Genomic DNA, 18,499 nt, shown 5'->3' on the forward strand with positions numbered 1-18,499 from the left:
ACAATGATCGCTAACACGCCTACTGACATTCTGCAGTTCATCGTCGAATGTGACGCTGAAAATATTGAAACGGTCTTGGTTACGCTGGTCGGGATAGAAGGCGGATCTTCCCGGGCCATTGGTGCGCAAATGGCTGTGGCCGCCGATGGGCGCCGTGTCGGATCTTTTTCGGGCGGCTGTGTCGAAGATGCGGTTGTAACCGAAGCACTGGAGACCTTAAGCGAAGGCTGGGGCCGGGTTGTGCGATATGGCTTGGGATCGCCCTATATCGATGTGCGTTTGCCTTGCGGCGGCGGCATCGATCTGCTGTTTACGCCGCGACCTGATGCCAGCGCAATCCGGACTGCCTTGGACAAGCTTGGCCAGCGCGAGGCCGTAGGTTTGGCCTTGGAATGTGATAGCATATTGCTCTTGCCAGCACCCACACCGCGCGCATGGGACGGGCAAAGCCTGCATCAGTCATATCAACCCGCTTTGCGGATTTTCGCGCTAGGCCAAGGTGAAGACCTTGCCGCTTTTGCGCGGCTGGGTGCATATTTTGGTGCAGAGGTTCATGCACTGACACCCGATCAAAACACCGTAAATTTGCTGAAAAGCGAAGGGATTCATGCCACGCTGCTGGCTACACGGAATGCTTTGCCAATAGCGCAAAGCGATGCCTGGACAGCAATCGTATTCCTGTTCCATGGGCGCGATTGGGAAGAAATTCTGTTGCAGCAGGCCCTCGCCCTGCCGTCATTCTATGTCGGTGCGATTGGCAGCCGCCGCACGCATGCGGCGCGGCTTGCGATGCTGGAAGAGTGCGGCGTCTCGCCAGAAAGGATTGCCAGTGTTCGTGGCCATATCGGGTTGATCCCGGCCACGCGTGATCCTGCAACCCTTGCACTATCCATCTTGGGCGAGATTGTGGCCGATTTTAACACGCTGGCGCAATGGTCACACTGGATGGGGCAGGCGTTGGCTGCGCCATCGACTGCATGACCGCGCTGGTCATGCTTGCTGCGGGGCGTGGGACACGGTTCGGCGGCGGGAAATTGAATGCACCATTGGCTGGAAAACCACTCGCACAGCACGTTGCCGATCGCCTTGGTAGTCTGCCATTCAGCCGGTTGATTGCCGTTTGTGCAGATGCGACGCCCGAACTTCCCGGTTTCGAACGGGTGATGCTAGCCCCCGCCGATGGGCCGCTTTCGCGATCAATTGCCGCAGGGATTGCAGCGCTTCGGGACGATACGTCAGTTCTGATTGCATTGGCCGACATGCCACTGGTCCCATCAGCACATTTTCAAGCACTTTTGGCTGCATTTGATGGCGATGTTGTGGCGTCGGGTGTCGGTGCATTGGCGATGGTGCCTGCCGTGTTTGGAGCGCGTCATTTTGCAGCCTTGCAGCAACTGACTGGTGACCAGGGTGCAGGTGCATTGTTGCGTGTTGCGCCAAGGATTGTGCTTGATCCGGCGCTGGCGCTTGATGTTGATACACCAGACGATCTGCTGCGTGCCGCGCGCGTTATTTTGGCGTCGGACCCGATCACATAAGGCAACAGACATGAGGCCACGCTGGAACTGACAACGGGTGGATGCCAAAACCGGGGCACTCCTGATCGACATACGTCAAACGGCCCATAGCGGGTTGGGCCCAGCACGGTATCTCTTGGCCCATCAAAATCCTGTGACGCTCTGGCCTTCCCCGTGTTTTGACGAAGAAGGCTTGCTGCAGCGAAGCCGAGCATTTTTCCGTGTTACCTGCGAAGACCTGGCCGCTGATCCGATGAGATTGGCGGCCATTTTTTGGTGCTTCTCAATCGAGCGGGATGCCATTGGCAACGAAAAACTCCATCACTTCACCAAGCCGGTGCTCATGCGTTCGCCAACGTCCAACGGCGCGAGAATTGATCGGCTGTCGTACTTGTTGGGCACTGGGCGTTGCAACCGCCGCTTCGTTGCGGTGAAAATCAAGGCAGGCCGGATCCCACGCAAGGCCGCAATGCGCCAACATGCGCCGTGATTGCACCTCTTGATCTGCGACCAATTGTTCGTAGCTGATCTCATGAATACGGCCCGGAAAGCGCTGCCGCCAGAACCCCATGATCCGCTGGAACATCAAAACGTAACGGGCTGTATCCATCAGATCATAAGACCACCGGTAATAGGGCGAACCGGTGGCAAACAAGTGTTTGTAATTGCTCCAAACACTATCCATCGCGCCGCGCCGGAGGCACACGATATTGGCATTGGGCAAAGCTTCGATGATCCAGCCGATATAGAGAAAATTGAGCGGAAACTTATCAACAAACCGCATGCTTTGCGCACCACTATTCTGGCGGGCACGCGCAAGATAAAGTTCCCCCAATGCCTGCGCGGAAAGGCTCGACAGGCCCGCGATGGTCGGCTCATCCAGGACAAGGCGTGAAGGCGTTTTTGCCATTTGCTTCACCGCCAACGGCATCGCTTGCAGTTCCCCGGCCGAGGTAACTTGCGGATGCGATGAAAGAATCCGGTCAACCAGCGTGGTGCCGGTACGCGGCAATCCAACTACAAAAATTGGCGCGTCGGGAAGCACACTGTCGCTTATCATTGGCAAGGTGTGAGCAAAGGTATGACGCAGCGCTTCAAACAAACCTTCGTCGCGGGTTATGTCGTAGTCAATGCGCGCCCTGTGTTCGGCATTGCCTTGGGCAAGGTGCGCAAATGCTTCGCCATCCCGCCCCGTATCTTCAAGTGCTGCTGCAGCCGCATAGTGCAGACGCACCGCATCGAGCGGGTCGGTTACAGCCTTTAACGCTGCTTCAATCTTGTCAACCAGCGCAGGGGTTGCCTTTCGCCTTAATCCCGCAAGGCCGAGATGCGCGCGACCATGGGTGGGGTTACGCGCAATGATCGCTTCGTATTGCTCGGCGGCATCATCAACTTTGCCAAAGAAGCCAAGCGTGCTGGCAAGGTTGAATCGGAAGTCCAGAACATCCGGCGCAATTCCCACGGCCCGCTCAAACAAAGGCAAAGCCTCTTCATGTGCACCAAGGCGCGCAAAGACACAGCCAATCGTATCAAGCACGAAAGGGTCAGAACTGGTAAGTTGAGATGCAGCCTTGGCAGCAGCCAGCGCTTCTGCTTCGCGCCGCGCGGTAATGAGAATGCGTGCTTGCTGGGCAAGGTATTCAACATTGGCAGGCTCTTCCGTAACCGCCAAGGCAATTTGCGCCAGAGCTTCTCCGAGTTTGCCAGCTTCAATGAATATGATCGCCGCCACAAAAGCAGCTTCGTGATTTTTCGGGTTGTTTTCGAGCGCTAGGGCAGCCTCACGCAGGGTGCGCGCCTTGTCTCCTGATGCCATCAATTGGCGCAGATCGGGTTGCACAGATCCAGTCATTCCGCGACGACAAGCGTGTCGGCGTTTGCAAAGATGGCAAGCGAGGCATCATGCAGATGAAGCATTTGCTTCAATACCGTTTCTGGACGACTTGATCCATGTTGCACGTCTGATCACCCTGACTGCGCCTACTGCGCTATTCCTTATTGTTGCTGCGACGCTACCCCTGCCTACTCCTGCCATTCGTACGTCTAATGACGCATTTCAAAACGAAAATGACGCTCAAACGAATCCACATTAGGCGGTGGGGAAACGGCGGACAGGGTAACCTCGCATTGGTTTGATCCGACGCAGCGAAAAACTTGATCGCATGGCCGAAACGCCCGGCAGACGCGCAAGGCAATCACGGTGAATTGCATCAAAATGGCCCAGATCGGCCGCAGCTACACGCAGCAAATAATCAGCGTTTCCAGACATGAGGTGGCATTCCAGAACATCGTCAAAATCGTCGACCGCGCTTTCGAAACGGTCCATCGCCTCGCGGCTTTGGCTGGTCAAAGTGATCTCGACAAAGACTTCGACCGTCAAGCCCAGCTTGCGTGGATCGAGGCGCGCGCCGTAGCCAGAAATAATTTCGGTCTGTTCAAGTGCTTTGACCCGGCGATGGCATGCCGAAGGAGATAGTGCGACCTTTTCCGCCAATTCAGCAATGGATAGCGCCGAGTCGGCTTGCAGCGCTTCAAGCAAAGCAATGTCTGCACGATCCATGACAATCTTTCCCATATTTTGACGATATATCAGAAAATATCACCAGAATTGTATGTGACCAAGCCGAGAATTTGCAAGTTCTGGCGGAAACAATGCGATATCCTGACGTTACGAGATAGGCTTGTGAACCCAAGGAGCATTGCCATGCGCGTCGGAACTGTCCGTGAGATCAAGAACCACGAGTACCGTGTTGGCCTGACGCCCGAAAGTGTGCGCGAATTGGTGGCTCATGGGCATGATGTGTGGGTGGAAACCGGCGCAGGCACTGGCATTGGTGCAAGCAATAACGATTACGTTGCAGCGGGTGCGGTGATCCAGCCCGACGCCAAAACCGTCTTTGATGGTTGTGAACTGATCGCAAAGGTCAAGGAACCGCAGGCGGTTGAGCGCGCGATGCTGCGCAAGGGCCAGATCCTTTACACGTACCTGCACCTTGCCCCCGATCCTCAACAGACAGCTGATCTGGTAAAGTCTGGCGTGACCGCGATTGCCTATGAAACCGTGACCGGCGCGGGCAATACCCTCCCCTTGCTGAAACCGATGAGCCAGGTGGCCGGGCGCATGGCGATACAGGCTGGCGCGACGGCGTTGGAAAAGGCCAATGGCGGGCGTGGCGTACTGCTTGGTGGCGTTCCGGGGGTGTTACCGGGCAAAGTTGTGGTTATCGGCGGCGGTGTTGTGGGCGTGAATGCTGCACAAATGGCCGTTGGCATGGGTGCAGACGTTACCATCCTTGATCGCGATCCCGATGTGCTCGAACGGCTCGACAATCACTTTGAAGGCCGCGCACGAACCCTGTTCTCTGGCAAGGCTGCACTTGCAAGCCTTGTTGCCGAAGCCGACCTTGTGATTGGTGCGGTGCTGATCCCCGGCGCTGCTGCGCCCAAGCTGGTGACGCGCGAAATGTTGGGCACAATGCAGCCGGGCTCAGTGCTGGTCGATGTTGCGATTGACCAAGGGGGTTGTTTTGAAACCAGCCATGCGACAACCCATGCCGATCCGACCTATATAGTCGATGGGGTGGTGCATTATTGCGTCGCCAATATGCCAGGAGCCGTTGCGCGCACCAGCACGTATGCGCTGAACAACGTCACCCTGCCCCACGCCTTGCGCATTGCCAATATGGGCTGGCAAGCCGCCTTGCACGCTGACAAGAACCTTGCTGCAGGCCTGAACGTGCACGAAGGCAAAGTCACATATGAAGCTGTGGCGCGTGAGCTTGGCTATGACTATACTCCGGTGGAAAACGTCTTGGGCTAAAGCAGACTGATTAGTTATCGCGCACGACGCCATAGCCGCGCGCCATGAAGTTCGCGATTGTGATCATGGCCATCAGGTCCAGTTGGACGACCGGATGCAATTCTTCCCGCGTATAACCGTGGCCTAGATAGGATTGGCCGCAAATGCGGATGGAAACTCCGGCACTGGCCAATTCTTCCAGCAACACGCGGTTCGGGTTGGGCGTTCCAATGCGCTTTGTGTGCGCCGCATCGGTCAACAAGATGGTGTCTGGTGCGCCGTGAACCACGATGGCGATGTCACCAGCCTTGGGCTTCACCCCGTTGGCAGCCATGGCATTGAGCATGCTGGCGGCACGTTGCAGCGTTTGATGCGGCTCCGCCTTGTCCCTTGGCGGGGCTGAGATATCGAACAAGATGCGATAGGCAAGCGCGGGATCAGGCCGTTCCGCAGCCCCCGCAATATCGCGCGGCATCCCGGCTGACGGCACAGCTTTTAACAGCCCCTGCCCGACCGCCGGCGACGCTAACAATGCCGCAAACGCAAAAACCGCAACGCGCATGACCGCTCCCCTTTTCTAAAAATTGCTCTGCGTAGTGATGTAGCGAATGATCGCCCCTTGCGCTTCACCATCATCTGCGATGCAGCAGTTTCCATACGATTGAACGGTCACGGATGATTTCGGCTGCTGCGTTGTGGCCCGGTGCGCCGGTTACGCCGCCGCCGGGATGCGTGCCCGATCCGCATATATAGAGGCCTGTGATGGGGGAGCGGTAATCTCCGTGGCCCAGCACAGGGCGCGCGGCCCATAGTTGGTCCAGGCCCATTGTGCCGTGGAATATATCGCCGCCGATCAGACCGAACTTGCGTTCGAGATCGAGCGGAGAGTGAATCTGCCGGGCGATGACGCTGGCTTTGAAGTTTGGCGCGTGCTCGGTGACGGTATCGATGATCAGGTCAGCTACGTCTTCGCGCACATCGTCCCAGCTTTTACCGTGGCCAAGCTGCGGCGCGAATTGTTGGCAGAACAGGCTGGCGACGTGTTGGCCCGGAGGAGCGAGGCTATCGTCCACGGTTGACGGGATTTTGATTTCGACAATCGGCTTTTTCGACCAGCCGTACTGCTGCGCATCGATGAACGCCTGATCCATGTAATCCATGCCGGGCGCGATGATAATTCCGGCGGTGTGATGTTCCGCCAAGGTCTTGCCGGGCAACACGGTGAAATCTGGCAATTCCGATAGTGCCACGTTCATGCGGAAGGTGCCCGAGCCGGTCTTGTAACCCTTGATCCTGCGGCTGAAATCCTCGTCCAGATCGCCGGGATCAACCAATTGGCGATAAAGCAGCGCGGGGCCGACGTTGGCGGCAACGATGGGAGCGAAAAGCTCTTCGCCGCCCTCCAGCTTAACGCCCTGCGCTTTGCCATTGTTGACCAGCACTTTGGCGACAGGTGCTTCGAGCGTGATCTCTACGCCTGAATCGGTGCAAGCCTTGGCCATTGCTTGTGTGATTGCGCCCATGCCGCCCACTGCATGACCCCACGCGCCAAGCTTGCCATTCACCTCGCCAAACACATGGTGCAACAGGACATAGGCAGAGCCGGGAGTGGAAACGCCCGCGTAATTGCCAACGACGGCGTCAAAAGCGAAAGCAGACTTTACGTGATCGTCTTCGAACCAGCCATCAAGGAAATCCCGCGCGGATTTGGTGAATATGTCGAGCAAATCGCGCTGGGTGGATAAATCCATTTGCGACAGGGGCCAGCCCTGTTGCGCCGCGGCAAATAACGAACGTATACCGCCGCCGATGTTGGGCGGACATTGCAATGCAAGATCGCGCAAAACATTCGCCATTTTTTCCAGTGCAGCGTCATATGCGGGATAAGCCGCAGCGTCTTTTCGGGAAAAACGCGCGAACTCGGCCTCGCTGCGCCCCGGACCTCCTCCCAGTTTGAGGTACGTGTTTTCGAATGGAAAGAAGTTGCTGATTGTGCGTTCGATCACGCGATAGCCGTAATCGTGAAGCGCCATGTCTGCGATGACTTTGGGCCGAAGCAGACTGACCGTGTAGCTGGCGGTCGAATTGCGGAAACCGGGATGGAACTCCTCGGTGACTGCCGCGCCACCAACAATATCGCGCCGTTCCAGCACACGCACCTTCATCCCCGCTTTGGCCAGGTAGAAGGCGCATACAAGGCCGTTGTGGCCACCGCCGATAATCAGCGCGTCATAGCGATTGGTCACAGCGTTTTCACTTGGCCAGAACAGTTTCCAGATTGTGGTGATAGGTCACGGCGGGTTGGCTGCAAATGGGCAGCGTGCAAATTCTTGCTCATTCAAACAGTTCTTATGTGCGCCAAGCTGGCCGGAGACATGCGCGCTTGCAACCGCTTTTTTAGGCCATCCGCAAATGCGAAAGCCCCGGCCACTTGCGCGACCGGGGCTTGAGATGCCTGCACCAATTGGAGAATTAGCGCTTGATCTTGCTCGTATCGAACGTGCCCAGACCGGGCTTGAAGCTCTTTTCGTCAAGGAATTGACGCGTTGCTTCTTTGCGCGCTTCGACGCCGCCAAAGTTGTGCAGCGCTTCTTGCGCACGGATCAGATAATCTTCGGCGTTGTCATAGGTCATTTCGGTCATGCGACGCACGGCCCACTTGGTGGCGCGCAAGGCATGGCCATCCTTCTTTGACAGAGCTTCGGCGATTTCAAGAACGCGTGCCTGAAGCTGATCGGCGGGCACCGCTTCGGTAACAAGGCCCTGCGCTTCGGCTTGCTTGCCGGAGAGGTTTTCACCCATCATCGCGTGATACACAGCTTTGCGCAGCGGCATGAGATCGGCAACGACTTTGGATGCGCCGCCACCGGGAAGAATGCCCCAGTTGATTTCTGAAAGGCCAAATTGCGCGTCTTCGGCAGCAATCGCGATGTCGCAAGCGAACAACGGACCATAGCCGCCGCCAAAGCACCAGCCGTTGATCATGGCGATGGTTGGCTTTTCATACCAGCGAAGGCGCTCCCACCACGAATAGGCTTCGCGCTGCGCCTTGCGAATGGCACCAAGACCTTCGGCTTCGGTTTCGCGGAAGTATTCCTTGAGGTCCATACCAGCTGACCAGGCTTCACCCTCGCCCGAAAGCACGAGGACCTTTACGTCATCGCGGAATTCAAGGTCGGCAATCACTTTGCCCATTTGCCGGTTGAGCTTCGGGCTCATGCAGTTGCGCTTTTCCGGGCGGTTGAATTTTACCCAAGCGATGCCGTTTTCGACAGTGAAGGCAACGGTATCTTCTTCTGCGCGTTCAATTTTCTGTTCGGTCATGGTTTGTCCTCTCGGGATAATCTTAGATGGGGAAGTGGCCGGGCTGTGTTTCCATGGTGATCCAGCGCAGTTCGGTGAAGCTGTCGATGCCAGCCTTGCCGCCGAAACGACCGTAGCCGGACGCGCCTGTACCGCCGAAAGGCATTTGCGCTTCGTCATGCACGGTTGGACCGTTGACGTGGCAAATACCGGAATGGATCTGGCGGGCAACGCGCAGGCCACGGGCGGTATCGCGGGTGAATACGGCGGCAGACAGGCCATATTCGCTATCGTTGGCCAATTCGATGGCATGGGCTTCATCGCGCGCGTGGATTATCCCCACGACAGGACCGAAGCTTTCATCACGGAACAGCTTCATGTCTTGCGTAACGCCATCAACAACGTGGGCTGGCATAAGCACATTGTGGGTCGTTTCTCCGCCGGTCAGCAATTGCGCGCCATGGGCAACGGCATCGGCGATCAGGCTTTGGCAATGGGCAACGGTTTTGGCATCGACCACAGCGCCCAGTGGCGTCTTGCCTTCACGCGGATCGCCGACGGCCATGGTCGCGACCTTAGCCTTAAAGCGGGCTGCAAAGTCGGCAGCGACGGATTCGACCACAATAATCCGCTCAGTCGACATGCATATCTGGCCTTGGTTCATGAACGCACCGAATGCGGCGGCTTTCACCGCTTCGTCCAGATCGGCATCTTCGAGCACGATAAGCGGTGCTTTGCCGCCCAGTTCCAGCAAGCAAGGCTTGAGATGTTCGGCCGCGCGCTTGGCAATGATCTTGCCAACGGCAGTGGATCCGGTGAAGTTGATGCGCTTAACAGGCCGTGCGTCAATCAATGCGCCAACAACCTCTGGCGCGTCAGCCGGTGCATTGGTTACGACATTGACCACGCCGTCAGGAAAGCCTGCGTCGGCAAAAGCCTCAATGATCAGAGAATGCGTCCGCGGGCATTGTTCCGATGCCTTGAGAATCACTGCGTTGCCGCAGGCGAGTGGCACGGCAATTGCGCGTACACCCAGAATGATGGGGGCGTTCCAAGGGGCGATACCGAGAATTACGCCAACAGGTTCACGCAATGCCATGGCCACGCAGCCGGGCTTGTCAGACGGGATCACTTCGCCCGAAATCTGGGTCGTGAGTGCGGCAGCTTCGCGAACCATCGATGCTGCGAGACCAAGGTTGAATAGCGCCCAGCCTTTGGTTGCGCCGATTTCGCCCATCATCGCTTCGACGAATGCATCAGTGCGGGCTTCAAGTGCGGTCGCAGCTTTCATCAGGACGGCGCGGCGGGCATTGGGTCCCATTGCGGCCCAAGCTGGAAATGCCGCCGCTGCGCGGGCGGTTATCGCTGGAATATCTGCCGCGGTCATTGCTTCTGCTTGCGAAGCAACCGCTCCGGTCATCGGGTTGATGCGTTCAAACAACATGGCGTCTCTCCCTTTATGTTATGATTTATAGCAATCCTTCAGCAGCCATGCAACATCAGAATAGGCCCGGCATTGGATGCGCACGGATTGCAGGAGTTTGCGACTGCCCGCGACGGTAGTTGCATTTTATGCAACAATTCTGATGCATTTCGCACTTGCACAAAAAGGATATGCCGCCCAATCAGGACAGGCCTTTCAGGCATCCTCTCCCAACCTTTCAAGGGCCGCCCGGCAACGGTGCGGCCCCTTTTTTTGGCCTGTAGCAGGGAGAGACTGAGGTGCGGCAACGCTGCCGTTGTAGCAGTGCCCATTGGGGCAGGTGCCACTTGTTCCGCTATCTTAACGGATTTTCAGCGCGTGGGTTTTAGCCGCCCAGAACTTTGATCGCCATGGCAGCGGCGGCTGCGCGGGTTTCAACGCCCAGCTTTTCATAAATGCGCTCAAGGTGCTTTTGCACGGTGCGCGGGCTGATCAACAGGACTTCTGAAATCATCCCGTTGGATTTGCCATAGCTTATCCAAAGCAGAACTTCAGCCTCGCGGTCGGTCAGAGACAAGCGCTGCTGGAGTTTCATCACGTCTGCTTTGGGGTTCAACTCGTTCAGCCGGATCAAAATCTCGTTCTCGCGGTATTGCGCGATAATGACGAGTTCGAGGGTGTTTTCGCCCTGATCGACTTTGGCCGAAGCGCCTTGTGGCGTCGTGCTTCTGCCTAACAAGCGCTCAAGCGGAGCGCGCAAGATGCTGGGCAGCGCGCCCTTTTCACGGTTCCAATCCGGGCTAACCCGGCTGATCGCCTGTTCGGCCATTGGCGTGCACCACAACAACAGACCACGGTTGTCAGTTGCCATCATCAAGCGCCCGGTGGCATCAAGGCCCGCAGCACCTGCCTGCATGGCGCGGGCATGACCGATGTGGACGCGCACGCGCGCAAGCAATTCATGGACGTTTACGGGCTTGCGCAAATAATCGACACCGCCAACCTCGAAGCCTTCGATCACATGCTCATTCTCGGTCAAGCCAGTCATGAACATGACCGGCACATGGACGAGGTTGGGCCGCGCCTTGATGCGGGCAGTCGTTTCGAAGCCGTCGAAGCCCGGCATCACTGCGTCCATCAGGATCAAGTCTGGAACGACATGTTCGAGAAGATCGAGTGCGGAATTGCCGGACGTGGCAACCAGCACGGTGATTCCTGCCCCTTCGAGCGTATCGGTGAGGAAACGCAGGGAGTCGGGTTTATCGTCCACGACGAGGACTGTATCGCGCCGTGCACTGCCGCCACTCATCTTACAAATCCTCCAACGTCCGCCCGAGCGCGGTTAGATCAAACCGGTCAAGGCAGTCGTAAAGCTTCGCAACCAGCAAGGCAGCACTGGGGTCTGCACGCTCAAGATTTCGAATTTCTTCTTCCATTGCGCGTACATGCCCAATTCGCAACAGCGATTTCAATTTTTCCGTGTGGACCCGTGCGGCGTCAGAAAGCGAAGCATCGGCCGCTACATCGCCGGACTGCGGAGATGGGACAGCCTTGGGCCAAATCCAGTTAAGCACGAGCAGCCGCCCCAAGACATCGATCAGGACTGACAGGTCTATCGGCTTGAGCAGAAAATGGTCATGGTTGGCAGCTTGCCCGTCCAAGCCGTGCCGTTCATCAGCATTAGCCGACAACATCAATATGGCCAAGCTGCGGCCATGGACTGCGCGCAGATGCGCCGCCGTTTCCCAACCGGATATTCCGGGCATGCTGACATCAAGGATAACCGCATCAAACTGGCCGCGCTCTGCCATAGCCAAGGCGGTGTGCCCATCGCTGGCATGGGCGATTTCGAACCCAAGTTCCCCCAATGCGCTGCGCAACAAAGACAGGTGATCAGGGTTATCATCGACAAGCAACAATGACCGGCGTTCGCCGGTGTAGCCTGTCGGGCGCAAAATAGCCCCGGCCTTGCTTTCAACGAAGCCTGAAACCTGCGGCATCAACAAACGCAATTTGAAGCAAGACCCTTGGCCTGCGATGCTTTGCACCTGCAAATCGCCGCCCAACATTTGCACAATTGCGCGGGAAATAGCGAGGCCAAGCCCCGCCCCCGCATTCCCGCTGTGTGGAGTATCGCCGCTGCGTTCGTAAGGTGCGAAGACCTGCTCTTGTTGCGCTTCGCTTATGCCGGGCCCTGTATCGCGCACTTCGAAAGTGGCAGTTTGCCCTGACCAGCCAAGCGCCAACACCACTTCGCCGTGATCTGTAAACTTGACCGCGTTCGAGACAAGATTGATCAGGACCTGGCGAACCCGGCGCGTATCCATGCGCACAAATTCGGGCAAACGTTCGGGCAGTTCACACCTGAATACGAGCCCCTTTTGCTCTGCTTGTGGACGGAACATTTCAGCCACTTGTTCAACCAATGGGGCAAGCCGCACAACGGCGCTGTCAATGCGCACGACGCCCTGTTCAACCGAGGCAATATCCAGCAATCCCTCAACCAGATTGGTCAGGTGTTCAGCGCTGCGGCGAATGATGCGGGCGGCGTCTTTGGGATCAACCGCCGCTTCCTGCTCAATCAACTGGGCGTACCCGTAAATGGCATTCAGCGGCGAGCGAATTTCGTGGCTTACATTGGCAAGATAGCGGCTTTTCGCAGCACTGGCTGATTGCGCGGCTTCAAGGTCGCGTTGCATTTTCTCCGCAGCTTGGGGATCAAACATCTTGCGTTGAAGGGCAATCGTGCCACCGGAAACCAGCAGGCACAGGCCAATAGAAATGGCCAAATGCGCTGGCCAACTTTCCCCGGCGAAAAACACACCCAATGCAATAAGAACAACAATGCCCAACAAGATTGTCGGCAGCGCGATGGAAGCGATGCGCGCAGTGCCCGCATCACGCTCGCCTTTGGCTAACGTCCCGTCTGAGGAAACATAGCGGATCGGGCCAAAGTTCACACTTTGACCCAATCGTTACCATGGACCAACCCTGTTTGGTCCTTTGCGCAAGTGACCATCTTTTAGACCCCATGCGCCCGTTGTTGTTATTGGTGCGCTTCCCTTTTGTGCACTGCAAACGAATGTAACTCAAGCCCTGAACTTTTGGGCTATTTTCATCAAGTGACCGAATGAAATTGCTTCTCAGATGACCTGGTCACGTTGCAGCCGTTGCAACAACCGCACAGCTACAGAATGACGGATCGCCTTGCCTTCGCGCAGCTTGACCCATGTATTCAATCCGATCCCAAAGTGGGTTTGAATGACTTCAGGTTTTTGGCTTTGCAGGACCGATGCCATCTTGTTGACCACAGTGGGTTCAACTTGAGTAAGACGTTGGATAGTCATATTCCCTCACACGTTCGGTTTATGGCGCCAGCATATTTTGCAGCGCAGCACATGGGATACGTCATTTACCGCATGTCATTCCCGTACATATGTCATAATTTGGGGGCTTAACTCCGTGGCATTGAAAAGAGCCTGAATTTGCAGGACGCGAGGCTTTCCGGCTAAAACAGGCGCTTAACAACACCATTTTCACGCTAGCGAATCAGCCCAGCTTCACTATGGCCGCGCTTCACCGCCCGTTGGCGGCCCGATGGAGTTTTTCGATGCGGCGAATCGCCCCTGTTGCGACCTTTGCTTTGCCTTTGCCATTGCTGATCCTTGCTGCGCCGGCAGTTGTGCAAGCTCAGGACATCGTCGTCATCGGCGCAGGGCTGGAAGCGCCTCCTGCCGCACCTGCTTATAATGCCCAGACGATTGACCGTGATCGACTGCTGGAAACAGCATCAGGTCGCCTCGAAGATGCCCTTTCATCTGCCGCAGGATTCCAACAGTTCCGGCGTTCCGATAGCCGTTCGTCGAACCCCTCGGCGCAAGGTGTGACGCTGCGCGCCTTGGGTGGAAATGCGACCAGCCGAACGCTCGTGCTTTTGGACGGCGTCCCTATGGCAGACCCGTTCTTCGGATTCATCCCGTTCGGCGCCATTGCGCCGGAACGGCTGGCTTTAGCGCGCATAACCCGCGGCGGTGGAGCAGGCGCATTCGGTGCAGGTGCCGTCGCCGGAACGGTCGAACTCGACAGCGCCAATGCTGATCAACTCGGGCTTATCCAAGCGAGTTTGACTGGCAACGATCGCGGTGAAACCGAAGCGTCGGGCACGTTTGCCCCACGCCTTGGTCAAGGGTTTGCTGTCTTGTCTGGCCGTTGGGATCGCGGCAAGGGTTTCTGGACCACGCCGGAAAATCAGCGCGTGCCGGCAAGTGCGCGGGCATCGTTTGATTCATGGTCCGCAGGCCTTCGTGCGGTAGCGCCCATTGCACCCGATATTGAACTGCAACTGCGCGGACTGGTGTTCGAGGATCGCCGCACATTGCGGTTTGCCGGAGCCGATACTGCATCGACCGGACAAGATGCATCGCTGCGTTTGGTGGGTCGGGGCAATTGGGCATTTGATGTGTTGGCCTATGTGCAGGCGCGCAATTTCTCGAACATCGTGATCAGTTCAACGAGCTTCCGCAAGACGCTGGACCAACGCGCGACGCCATCCACCGGGCTTGGCGGCAAAGCTGAGTTGCGGCCGCCGGTCGGTGGCAATCACGTGCTGCGGCTTGGGGCCGATTTGCGCCTTAACGATGGCGATATGGCTGAAGACGCCTTCTCCGCCGTTACCGGCCTTGTCACCGCGCGGCGCCGTGCGGGAGGGCAGACTGGTGACCTTGGGCTGTTCCTTGAAGATGACTGGACGTTGGGGCGGCTGGTGCTGACTGCGGGCGCGCGGGCGGATCGTTGGTCCATCAGTGAAGGGTACTTTATTGAAACCACGCCTGCCGGAACGCCGACGACCAATCTTGCATTCGCAAACCGCCAGGCATGGCAAAGCAGTTTTCGCGGTGGAGCGGTGGTTGCTGCCACCACCGCGCTATCGTTGCGCGGCGCTGCCTATACGGGCCTGAGGCTACCGACGCTCAATGAATTATACCGCTCGTTCAACGTTGTTGCACCGCGCAGTGGCGGCGGCGTTACAATCACGTCCACCCAGCGCAATGATGCGTTGCGGATCGAACAACTTGAAGGGTTTGAAGCAGGGTTGGACATCACCCCCCTGCCCGGCGTGTCGTTAAGCGCGACCGCGTTCGACAATCGCATCAAGCACGCCATTGCCAACGTCACGTTGGGCGTAAGCGGCAATACGGTTACCCGTCAGCGTCAGAATGTTGACGCGGTTCATGCCCGCGGAATTGAGTTGGGCGCAAGAGTACGGGCGGGCAAAGTATCGTTCGACGGATCGTTAGCCTACACCGACGCCGAGATGGATGCGTCTGGCGCATCGGCCTCGCTGAATGGCAAACGCCCTGCGCAAACTCCGCGTTGGGCGGGTACTGCGACCGTGTCCTATCGACCTGCAGCACGATGGGCGCTGGGGCTGACTTTGCGGCATATTGGCAGCCAGTTTGAAGATGATCTTGAGACGGATCTGCTGCCGCCGGCAACGACCATCGATGCTTTTGCGCAAGTGCCCTTGCATGGCCCGGTCAGCCTGATTCTGCGCGGAGAAAACCTGGGCGGCGAAACGATTGTTACGCGGCTGCAGGATGGTTCGATGGATATTGGCACCCCGCGCACGTTCTGGGCAGGCATCCGCATCGAGATCCGTTGATACACGCAGACGTATTCACCCCGACTTTATGAGCAACCTTGTCTATCGCGCTCCATGTGGAGAGTGTGACAAAAACGACCATTAAACAGCTGGCTCGACCGGGCGGAGCTCTGCGTTGCGGGGTAGCCTGCGCCACTATCGCTGATTTCCTTTCAGGAAATTTTGCGTCGCGCCCAATTCGCCGCTTGCCGTCGGCGCGCGCACTGTCATACCAAATACTCAGGGGGTTTGATGAAACGCCGTCCGGCATCGCAAGGAGCGACCACGCGTCATTCCGTTACAAGTGCGGGCAGATGGCGATGAAAGGCCGGTGCAAAGGGTTCCGGTTCGCAGGTGGCATTGCCCGCCTTTGCGACGGAAGCAACAGGGTGGGACGTGTACCATGAGCCTCGACATCAATTCCAAGGCTGCGCAGATTGACGCGCAAATCCTTGATGTACTGCGTCATCGCGTGGGCAAGGATGAACGCGCCGCCAAACCGCATGACTGGTACACCGCAACCGTGCTGACATTGCGCGATGCCATCATTGACCGATGGATGGAATCCACCCGCAAGACATATGCCGAAGGTGCCAAGCGGGTCTATTACCTCAGCCTTGAATTCTTGATCGGTCGGTTATTACGCGATGCGCTGTCGAACATGGGCCTGACGCGGGACATGGAAAAGGCCCTGCGCGAACACGGGTTCGATCTTGCAGCGCTTGAGGACCTTGAGCCTGATGCGGCGCTGGGCAACGGTGGGCTTGGCCGCCTTGCTGCCTGCTTCATGGAAAGCCTCGCCAGCCTTGATATCCCGGCTTACGGCTATGGCATCCGCTATGTGAACGGTATGTTCCGCCAGAGGATTGACGATGGCTGGCAGGTCGAACTGCCCGAAACATGGCTGAGTCATGGCAACCCTTGGGAATTTGACCGTCGCGAAAGCGCCTATATTATCGGCTTTGGCGGAGAAGTGGTTGACGTTGGCGATGGCGTGGAATGGCGTCCGGCGGAAAAGGTGGAAGCCAGCGCAGTGGATACGCCGGTCGTTGGCTGGCGCGGAAAACGCGTGAATACGCTGCGTTTGTGGACAGCCCATTCGTTCGATCCGTTGAAACTTGATGCGTTCAATGCGGGCGATCATTTGGGCGCGTTGACCGATCAGATGCGCGCCGACAGTCTTGTGCGTGTGCTTTATCCTGCTGACTCAACCCCCGCTGGTCAGGAATTGCGGTTACGGCAGGAGTACTTCTTCACCTCGGCTTCAATCCAGGACATCGTACGCCGCCACGTGCAGCTTCACGAAGATATCCGCACCCTGCCTGATAAGGCCGCCATCCAGCTAAACGATACGCACCCGGCCGTTGCTGTTGCTGAACTGATGCGCCTGATGGTCGATGTCTATGGCCTTGAATTCAGCGAAGCGTGGGAAGTGACCAAGGCGACCGTTGGTTATACCAACCACACGCTGCTGCCCGAAGCACTGGAATCATGGCCGCTGCCATTGTTTGAACGCCTACTGCCGCGCCACATGCAAATCGTTTACGCGATCAACAGCCGCGTTCTGCGTGAAGCGCGCAAGGCTGGTATGGATGACCGGGCAATCTCTGCGATCAGCCTAATTGACGAAGGTGGCGAACGCCGTGTGCGCATGGCCAACCTTGCATTTACTGGCGCACACAGTGTCAATGGCGTGGCCGCGCTGCACACCGACCTGATGAAGTCCACCGTCTTTTCAGACCTGCACAAGCTTTATCCGCAACGCATCAACAACAAGACGAACGGCGTCACGCCGCGCCGCTGGCTGCAGCAATGCAATCCCGGCCTGACTTCTGTGTTGAAAGACGCGATTGGCGATGGCTTCCTTGATGACACTGCCAAGTTGGTCGAACTTAATGCCTTGGCCGATGACGCATCTTTGGGTGAACGCATTGCCGAAGTGAAGCGGTCTAACAAGGTTGCGTTGGCCAAGCATCTCAAAGACCTGACCGGCATTCGCCTTGATCCCGATGCGCTGTTCGACGTGCAGATCAAGCGCATCCACGAATACAAGCGCCAGTTGCTGAACTTGATCGAGACGGTTGCACTTTACGATCAGATCCGCAGCCATCCGGAACGTGATTGGGTGCCGCGTGTGAAGATTTTTGGTGGAAAGGCCGCATCGAGTTATCACAACGCCAAATTGATCATCAAACTGTCGAACGACATTGCGCGCAGGGTCAATGCCGATCCATCGGTTGGCGGACTGCTAAAGGTTGTGTTCGTGCCGAATTACAACGTAAGCCTTGCCGAGCGGATCATCCCCGCAGCAGACTTGTCAGAACAAATCTCGACCGCGGGCATGGAAGCTTCGGGCACCGGCAACATGAAGTTTGCTTTGAACGGCGCGCTGACTATCGGCACCCTGGATGGCGCGAACATCGAGATCAAGGACCATGTGGGCGATGCGAATATCGAAATCTTCGGCCTGACCGCCGACGAGGTTGAGGCTCAGCGCGCCAATGGCTATAACCCGCGTGAAGTCATTGAAAATTCGCGTGAATTGCAACAGGCTATCGCCGCTATCGCCACCGGCGTGTTCTCGCCCGATGATCCTGACCGCTATAAGGACCTAATGGGCGGCATTTATGACCACGACTGGTTCATGGTTGCCGCCGATTTTGACAGTTACCACACCGCACAGCGCAATATCGACAAGCGTTGGGAAAATCAGGCGGGTTGGCGCGCTTCTGCAATCCGCAACATTGCCAACGTAGGCTGGTTTTCGTCTGATCGCACGATCGGCGAATATGCCCGCGATATCTGGGGGGTCTGAA

Annotated in this window: 14 protein-coding genes; 5 read left to right on the top strand and 9 right to left on the bottom strand. The window is 57.2% G+C overall.

The window, feature by feature from the left end:
* The first annotated feature begins 3 nt into the window (after positions 1-3).
* The gene (locus B7Y89_RS05355) at positions 4-981 is read left to right on the top strand and encodes an XdhC family protein (RefSeq protein ID WP_292936448.1); all 978 of its coding nucleotides are present in this window, start codon (positions 4-6) and stop codon (positions 979-981) included.
* Complete coding sequence (locus tag B7Y89_RS05360; RefSeq protein ID WP_292936449.1) at positions 933-1,538, top strand: nucleotidyltransferase family protein; 606 nt, start codon at positions 933-935, stop codon at positions 1,536-1,538. The genes B7Y89_RS05355 and B7Y89_RS05360 overlap by 49 nt, the downstream gene beginning before the upstream one ends.
* Positions 1,539-1,800: 262 nt before the next feature.
* On the opposite strand, the gene B7Y89_RS05365 is transcribed toward B7Y89_RS05360, so the two are convergent.
* Together B7Y89_RS05365 and B7Y89_RS05370 are read right to left on the bottom strand one after the other, a co-directional pair.
* On the bottom strand, positions 1,801-3,369 hold the full coding sequence (locus tag B7Y89_RS05365) for a tetratricopeptide repeat-containing sulfotransferase family protein (RefSeq protein WP_292936450.1): 1,569 nt from the start codon (positions 3,367-3,369) through the stop codon (positions 1,801-1,803).
* A gap of 237 nt (positions 3,370-3,606) precedes the next feature.
* On the bottom strand, positions 3,607-4,077 hold the full coding sequence (locus tag B7Y89_RS05370) for an Lrp/AsnC family transcriptional regulator (RefSeq protein ID WP_292936451.1): 471 nt from the start codon (positions 4,075-4,077) through the stop codon (positions 3,607-3,609).
* Positions 4,078-4,221: 144 nt separating this feature from the next.
* Between B7Y89_RS05370 and ald the strand changes: the two genes are divergently transcribed.
* A complete protein-coding gene (gene ald, locus B7Y89_RS05375) occupies positions 4,222-5,337 on the top strand; it encodes an alanine dehydrogenase (protein WP_292936453.1) in 1,116 nt (371 codons plus the stop codon).
* A gap of 10 nt (positions 5,338-5,347) precedes the next feature.
* On the opposite strand, the gene B7Y89_RS05380 is transcribed toward ald, so the two are convergent.
* The 7 genes from B7Y89_RS05380 to B7Y89_RS05410 form a co-directional block, all read right to left on the bottom strand.
* Complete coding sequence (locus tag B7Y89_RS05380; protein WP_292936455.1) at positions 5,348-5,878, bottom strand: DsrE family protein; 531 nt, start codon at positions 5,876-5,878, stop codon at positions 5,348-5,350.
* A 70-nt stretch (positions 5,879-5,948) separates the two neighbouring features.
* The gene (locus B7Y89_RS05385; RefSeq protein ID WP_292936457.1) at positions 5,949-7,562 is read right to left on the bottom strand and encodes an NAD(P)/FAD-dependent oxidoreductase; all 1,614 of its coding nucleotides are present in this window, start codon (positions 7,560-7,562) and stop codon (positions 5,949-5,951) included.
* Positions 7,563-7,788: 226 nt separating this feature from the next.
* A complete protein-coding gene (locus B7Y89_RS05390) occupies positions 7,789-8,640 on the bottom strand; it encodes a p-hydroxycinnamoyl CoA hydratase/lyase (RefSeq protein WP_292936459.1) in 852 nt (283 codons plus the stop codon).
* Between the two features lie 22 nt (positions 8,641-8,662).
* Complete coding sequence (locus B7Y89_RS05395; protein ID WP_292936461.1) at positions 8,663-10,063, bottom strand: aldehyde dehydrogenase; 1,401 nt, start codon at positions 10,061-10,063, stop codon at positions 8,663-8,665.
* A 364-nt stretch (positions 10,064-10,427) separates the two neighbouring features.
* Positions 10,428-11,351: a DNA-binding response regulator gene (locus tag B7Y89_RS05400; protein WP_292936463.1), complete on the bottom strand. Its 924-nt coding sequence runs from the start codon at positions 11,349-11,351 to the stop codon at positions 10,428-10,430.
* Between the two features lies 1 nt (position 11,352).
* Complete coding sequence (locus B7Y89_RS05405) at positions 11,353-13,014, bottom strand: ATP-binding protein (RefSeq protein ID WP_292936465.1); 1,662 nt, start codon at positions 13,012-13,014, stop codon at positions 11,353-11,355.
* A 171-nt stretch (positions 13,015-13,185) separates the two neighbouring features.
* Positions 13,186-13,389: a hypothetical protein gene (locus tag B7Y89_RS05410; RefSeq protein ID WP_292936467.1), complete on the bottom strand. Its 204-nt coding sequence runs from the start codon at positions 13,387-13,389 to the stop codon at positions 13,186-13,188.
* Positions 13,390-13,652: 263 nt separating this feature from the next.
* Between B7Y89_RS05410 and B7Y89_RS05415 the strand changes: the two genes are divergently transcribed.
* Complete coding sequence (locus tag B7Y89_RS05415) at positions 13,653-15,704, top strand: TonB-dependent receptor (RefSeq protein ID WP_292936469.1); 2,052 nt, start codon at positions 13,653-13,655, stop codon at positions 15,702-15,704.
* A 382-nt stretch (positions 15,705-16,086) separates the two neighbouring features.
* Positions 16,087-18,498, top strand: a complete 2,412-nt coding sequence (locus B7Y89_RS05420; protein WP_292936471.1) for a glycogen/starch/alpha-glucan phosphorylase — start codon at positions 16,087-16,089, stop codon at positions 18,496-18,498.
* Position 18,499: the final 1 nt, after the last annotated feature.

The sequence above is a fragment of the Novosphingobium sp. 32-60-15 genome (genome assembly GCF_002280675.1).
GTDB lineage: Bacteria > Pseudomonadota > Alphaproteobacteria > Sphingomonadales > Sphingomonadaceae > Novosphingobium.

Excerpts from the sequence above, each read along its gene's own strand:
- B7Y89_RS05365 (WP_292936450.1), bottom strand. The coding sequence starts at position 3,369 with ATGACTGGATCTGTGCAACCCGATCTGCGCCAATTGATGGCATCAGGA.
- B7Y89_RS05355 (WP_292936448.1), top strand. The coding sequence starts at position 4 with ATGATCGCTAACACGCCTACTGACATTCTGCAGTTCATCGTCGAATGT.
- B7Y89_RS05380 (WP_292936455.1), bottom strand. The coding sequence starts at position 5,878 with ATGCGCGTTGCGGTTTTTGCGTTTGCGGCATTGTTAGCGTCGCCGGCG.
- B7Y89_RS05400 (WP_292936463.1), bottom strand. The coding sequence starts at position 11,351 with ATGAGTGGCGGCAGTGCACGGCGCGATACAGTCCTCGTCGTGGACGAT.
- B7Y89_RS05370 (WP_292936451.1), bottom strand. The coding sequence starts at position 4,077 with ATGGATCGTGCAGACATTGCTTTGCTTGAAGCGCTGCAAGCCGACTCG.
- ald (WP_292936453.1), top strand. The coding sequence starts at position 4,222 with ATGCGCGTCGGAACTGTCCGTGAGATCAAGAACCACGAGTACCGTGTT.
- B7Y89_RS05415 (WP_292936469.1), top strand. The coding sequence starts at position 13,653 with ATGCGGCGAATCGCCCCTGTTGCGACCTTTGCTTTGCCTTTGCCATTG.
- B7Y89_RS05395 (WP_292936461.1), bottom strand. The coding sequence starts at position 10,063 with ATGTTGTTTGAACGCATCAACCCGATGACCGGAGCGGTTGCTTCGCAA.
- B7Y89_RS05360 (WP_292936449.1), top strand. The coding sequence starts at position 933 with ATGGTCACACTGGATGGGGCAGGCGTTGGCTGCGCCATCGACTGCATG.
- B7Y89_RS05420 (WP_292936471.1), top strand. The coding sequence starts at position 16,087 with ATGAGCCTCGACATCAATTCCAAGGCTGCGCAGATTGACGCGCAAATC.
- B7Y89_RS05410 (WP_292936467.1), bottom strand. The coding sequence starts at position 13,389 with ATGACTATCCAACGTCTTACTCAAGTTGAACCCACTGTGGTCAACAAG.
- B7Y89_RS05390 (WP_292936459.1), bottom strand. The coding sequence starts at position 8,640 with ATGACCGAACAGAAAATTGAACGCGCAGAAGAAGATACCGTTGCCTTC.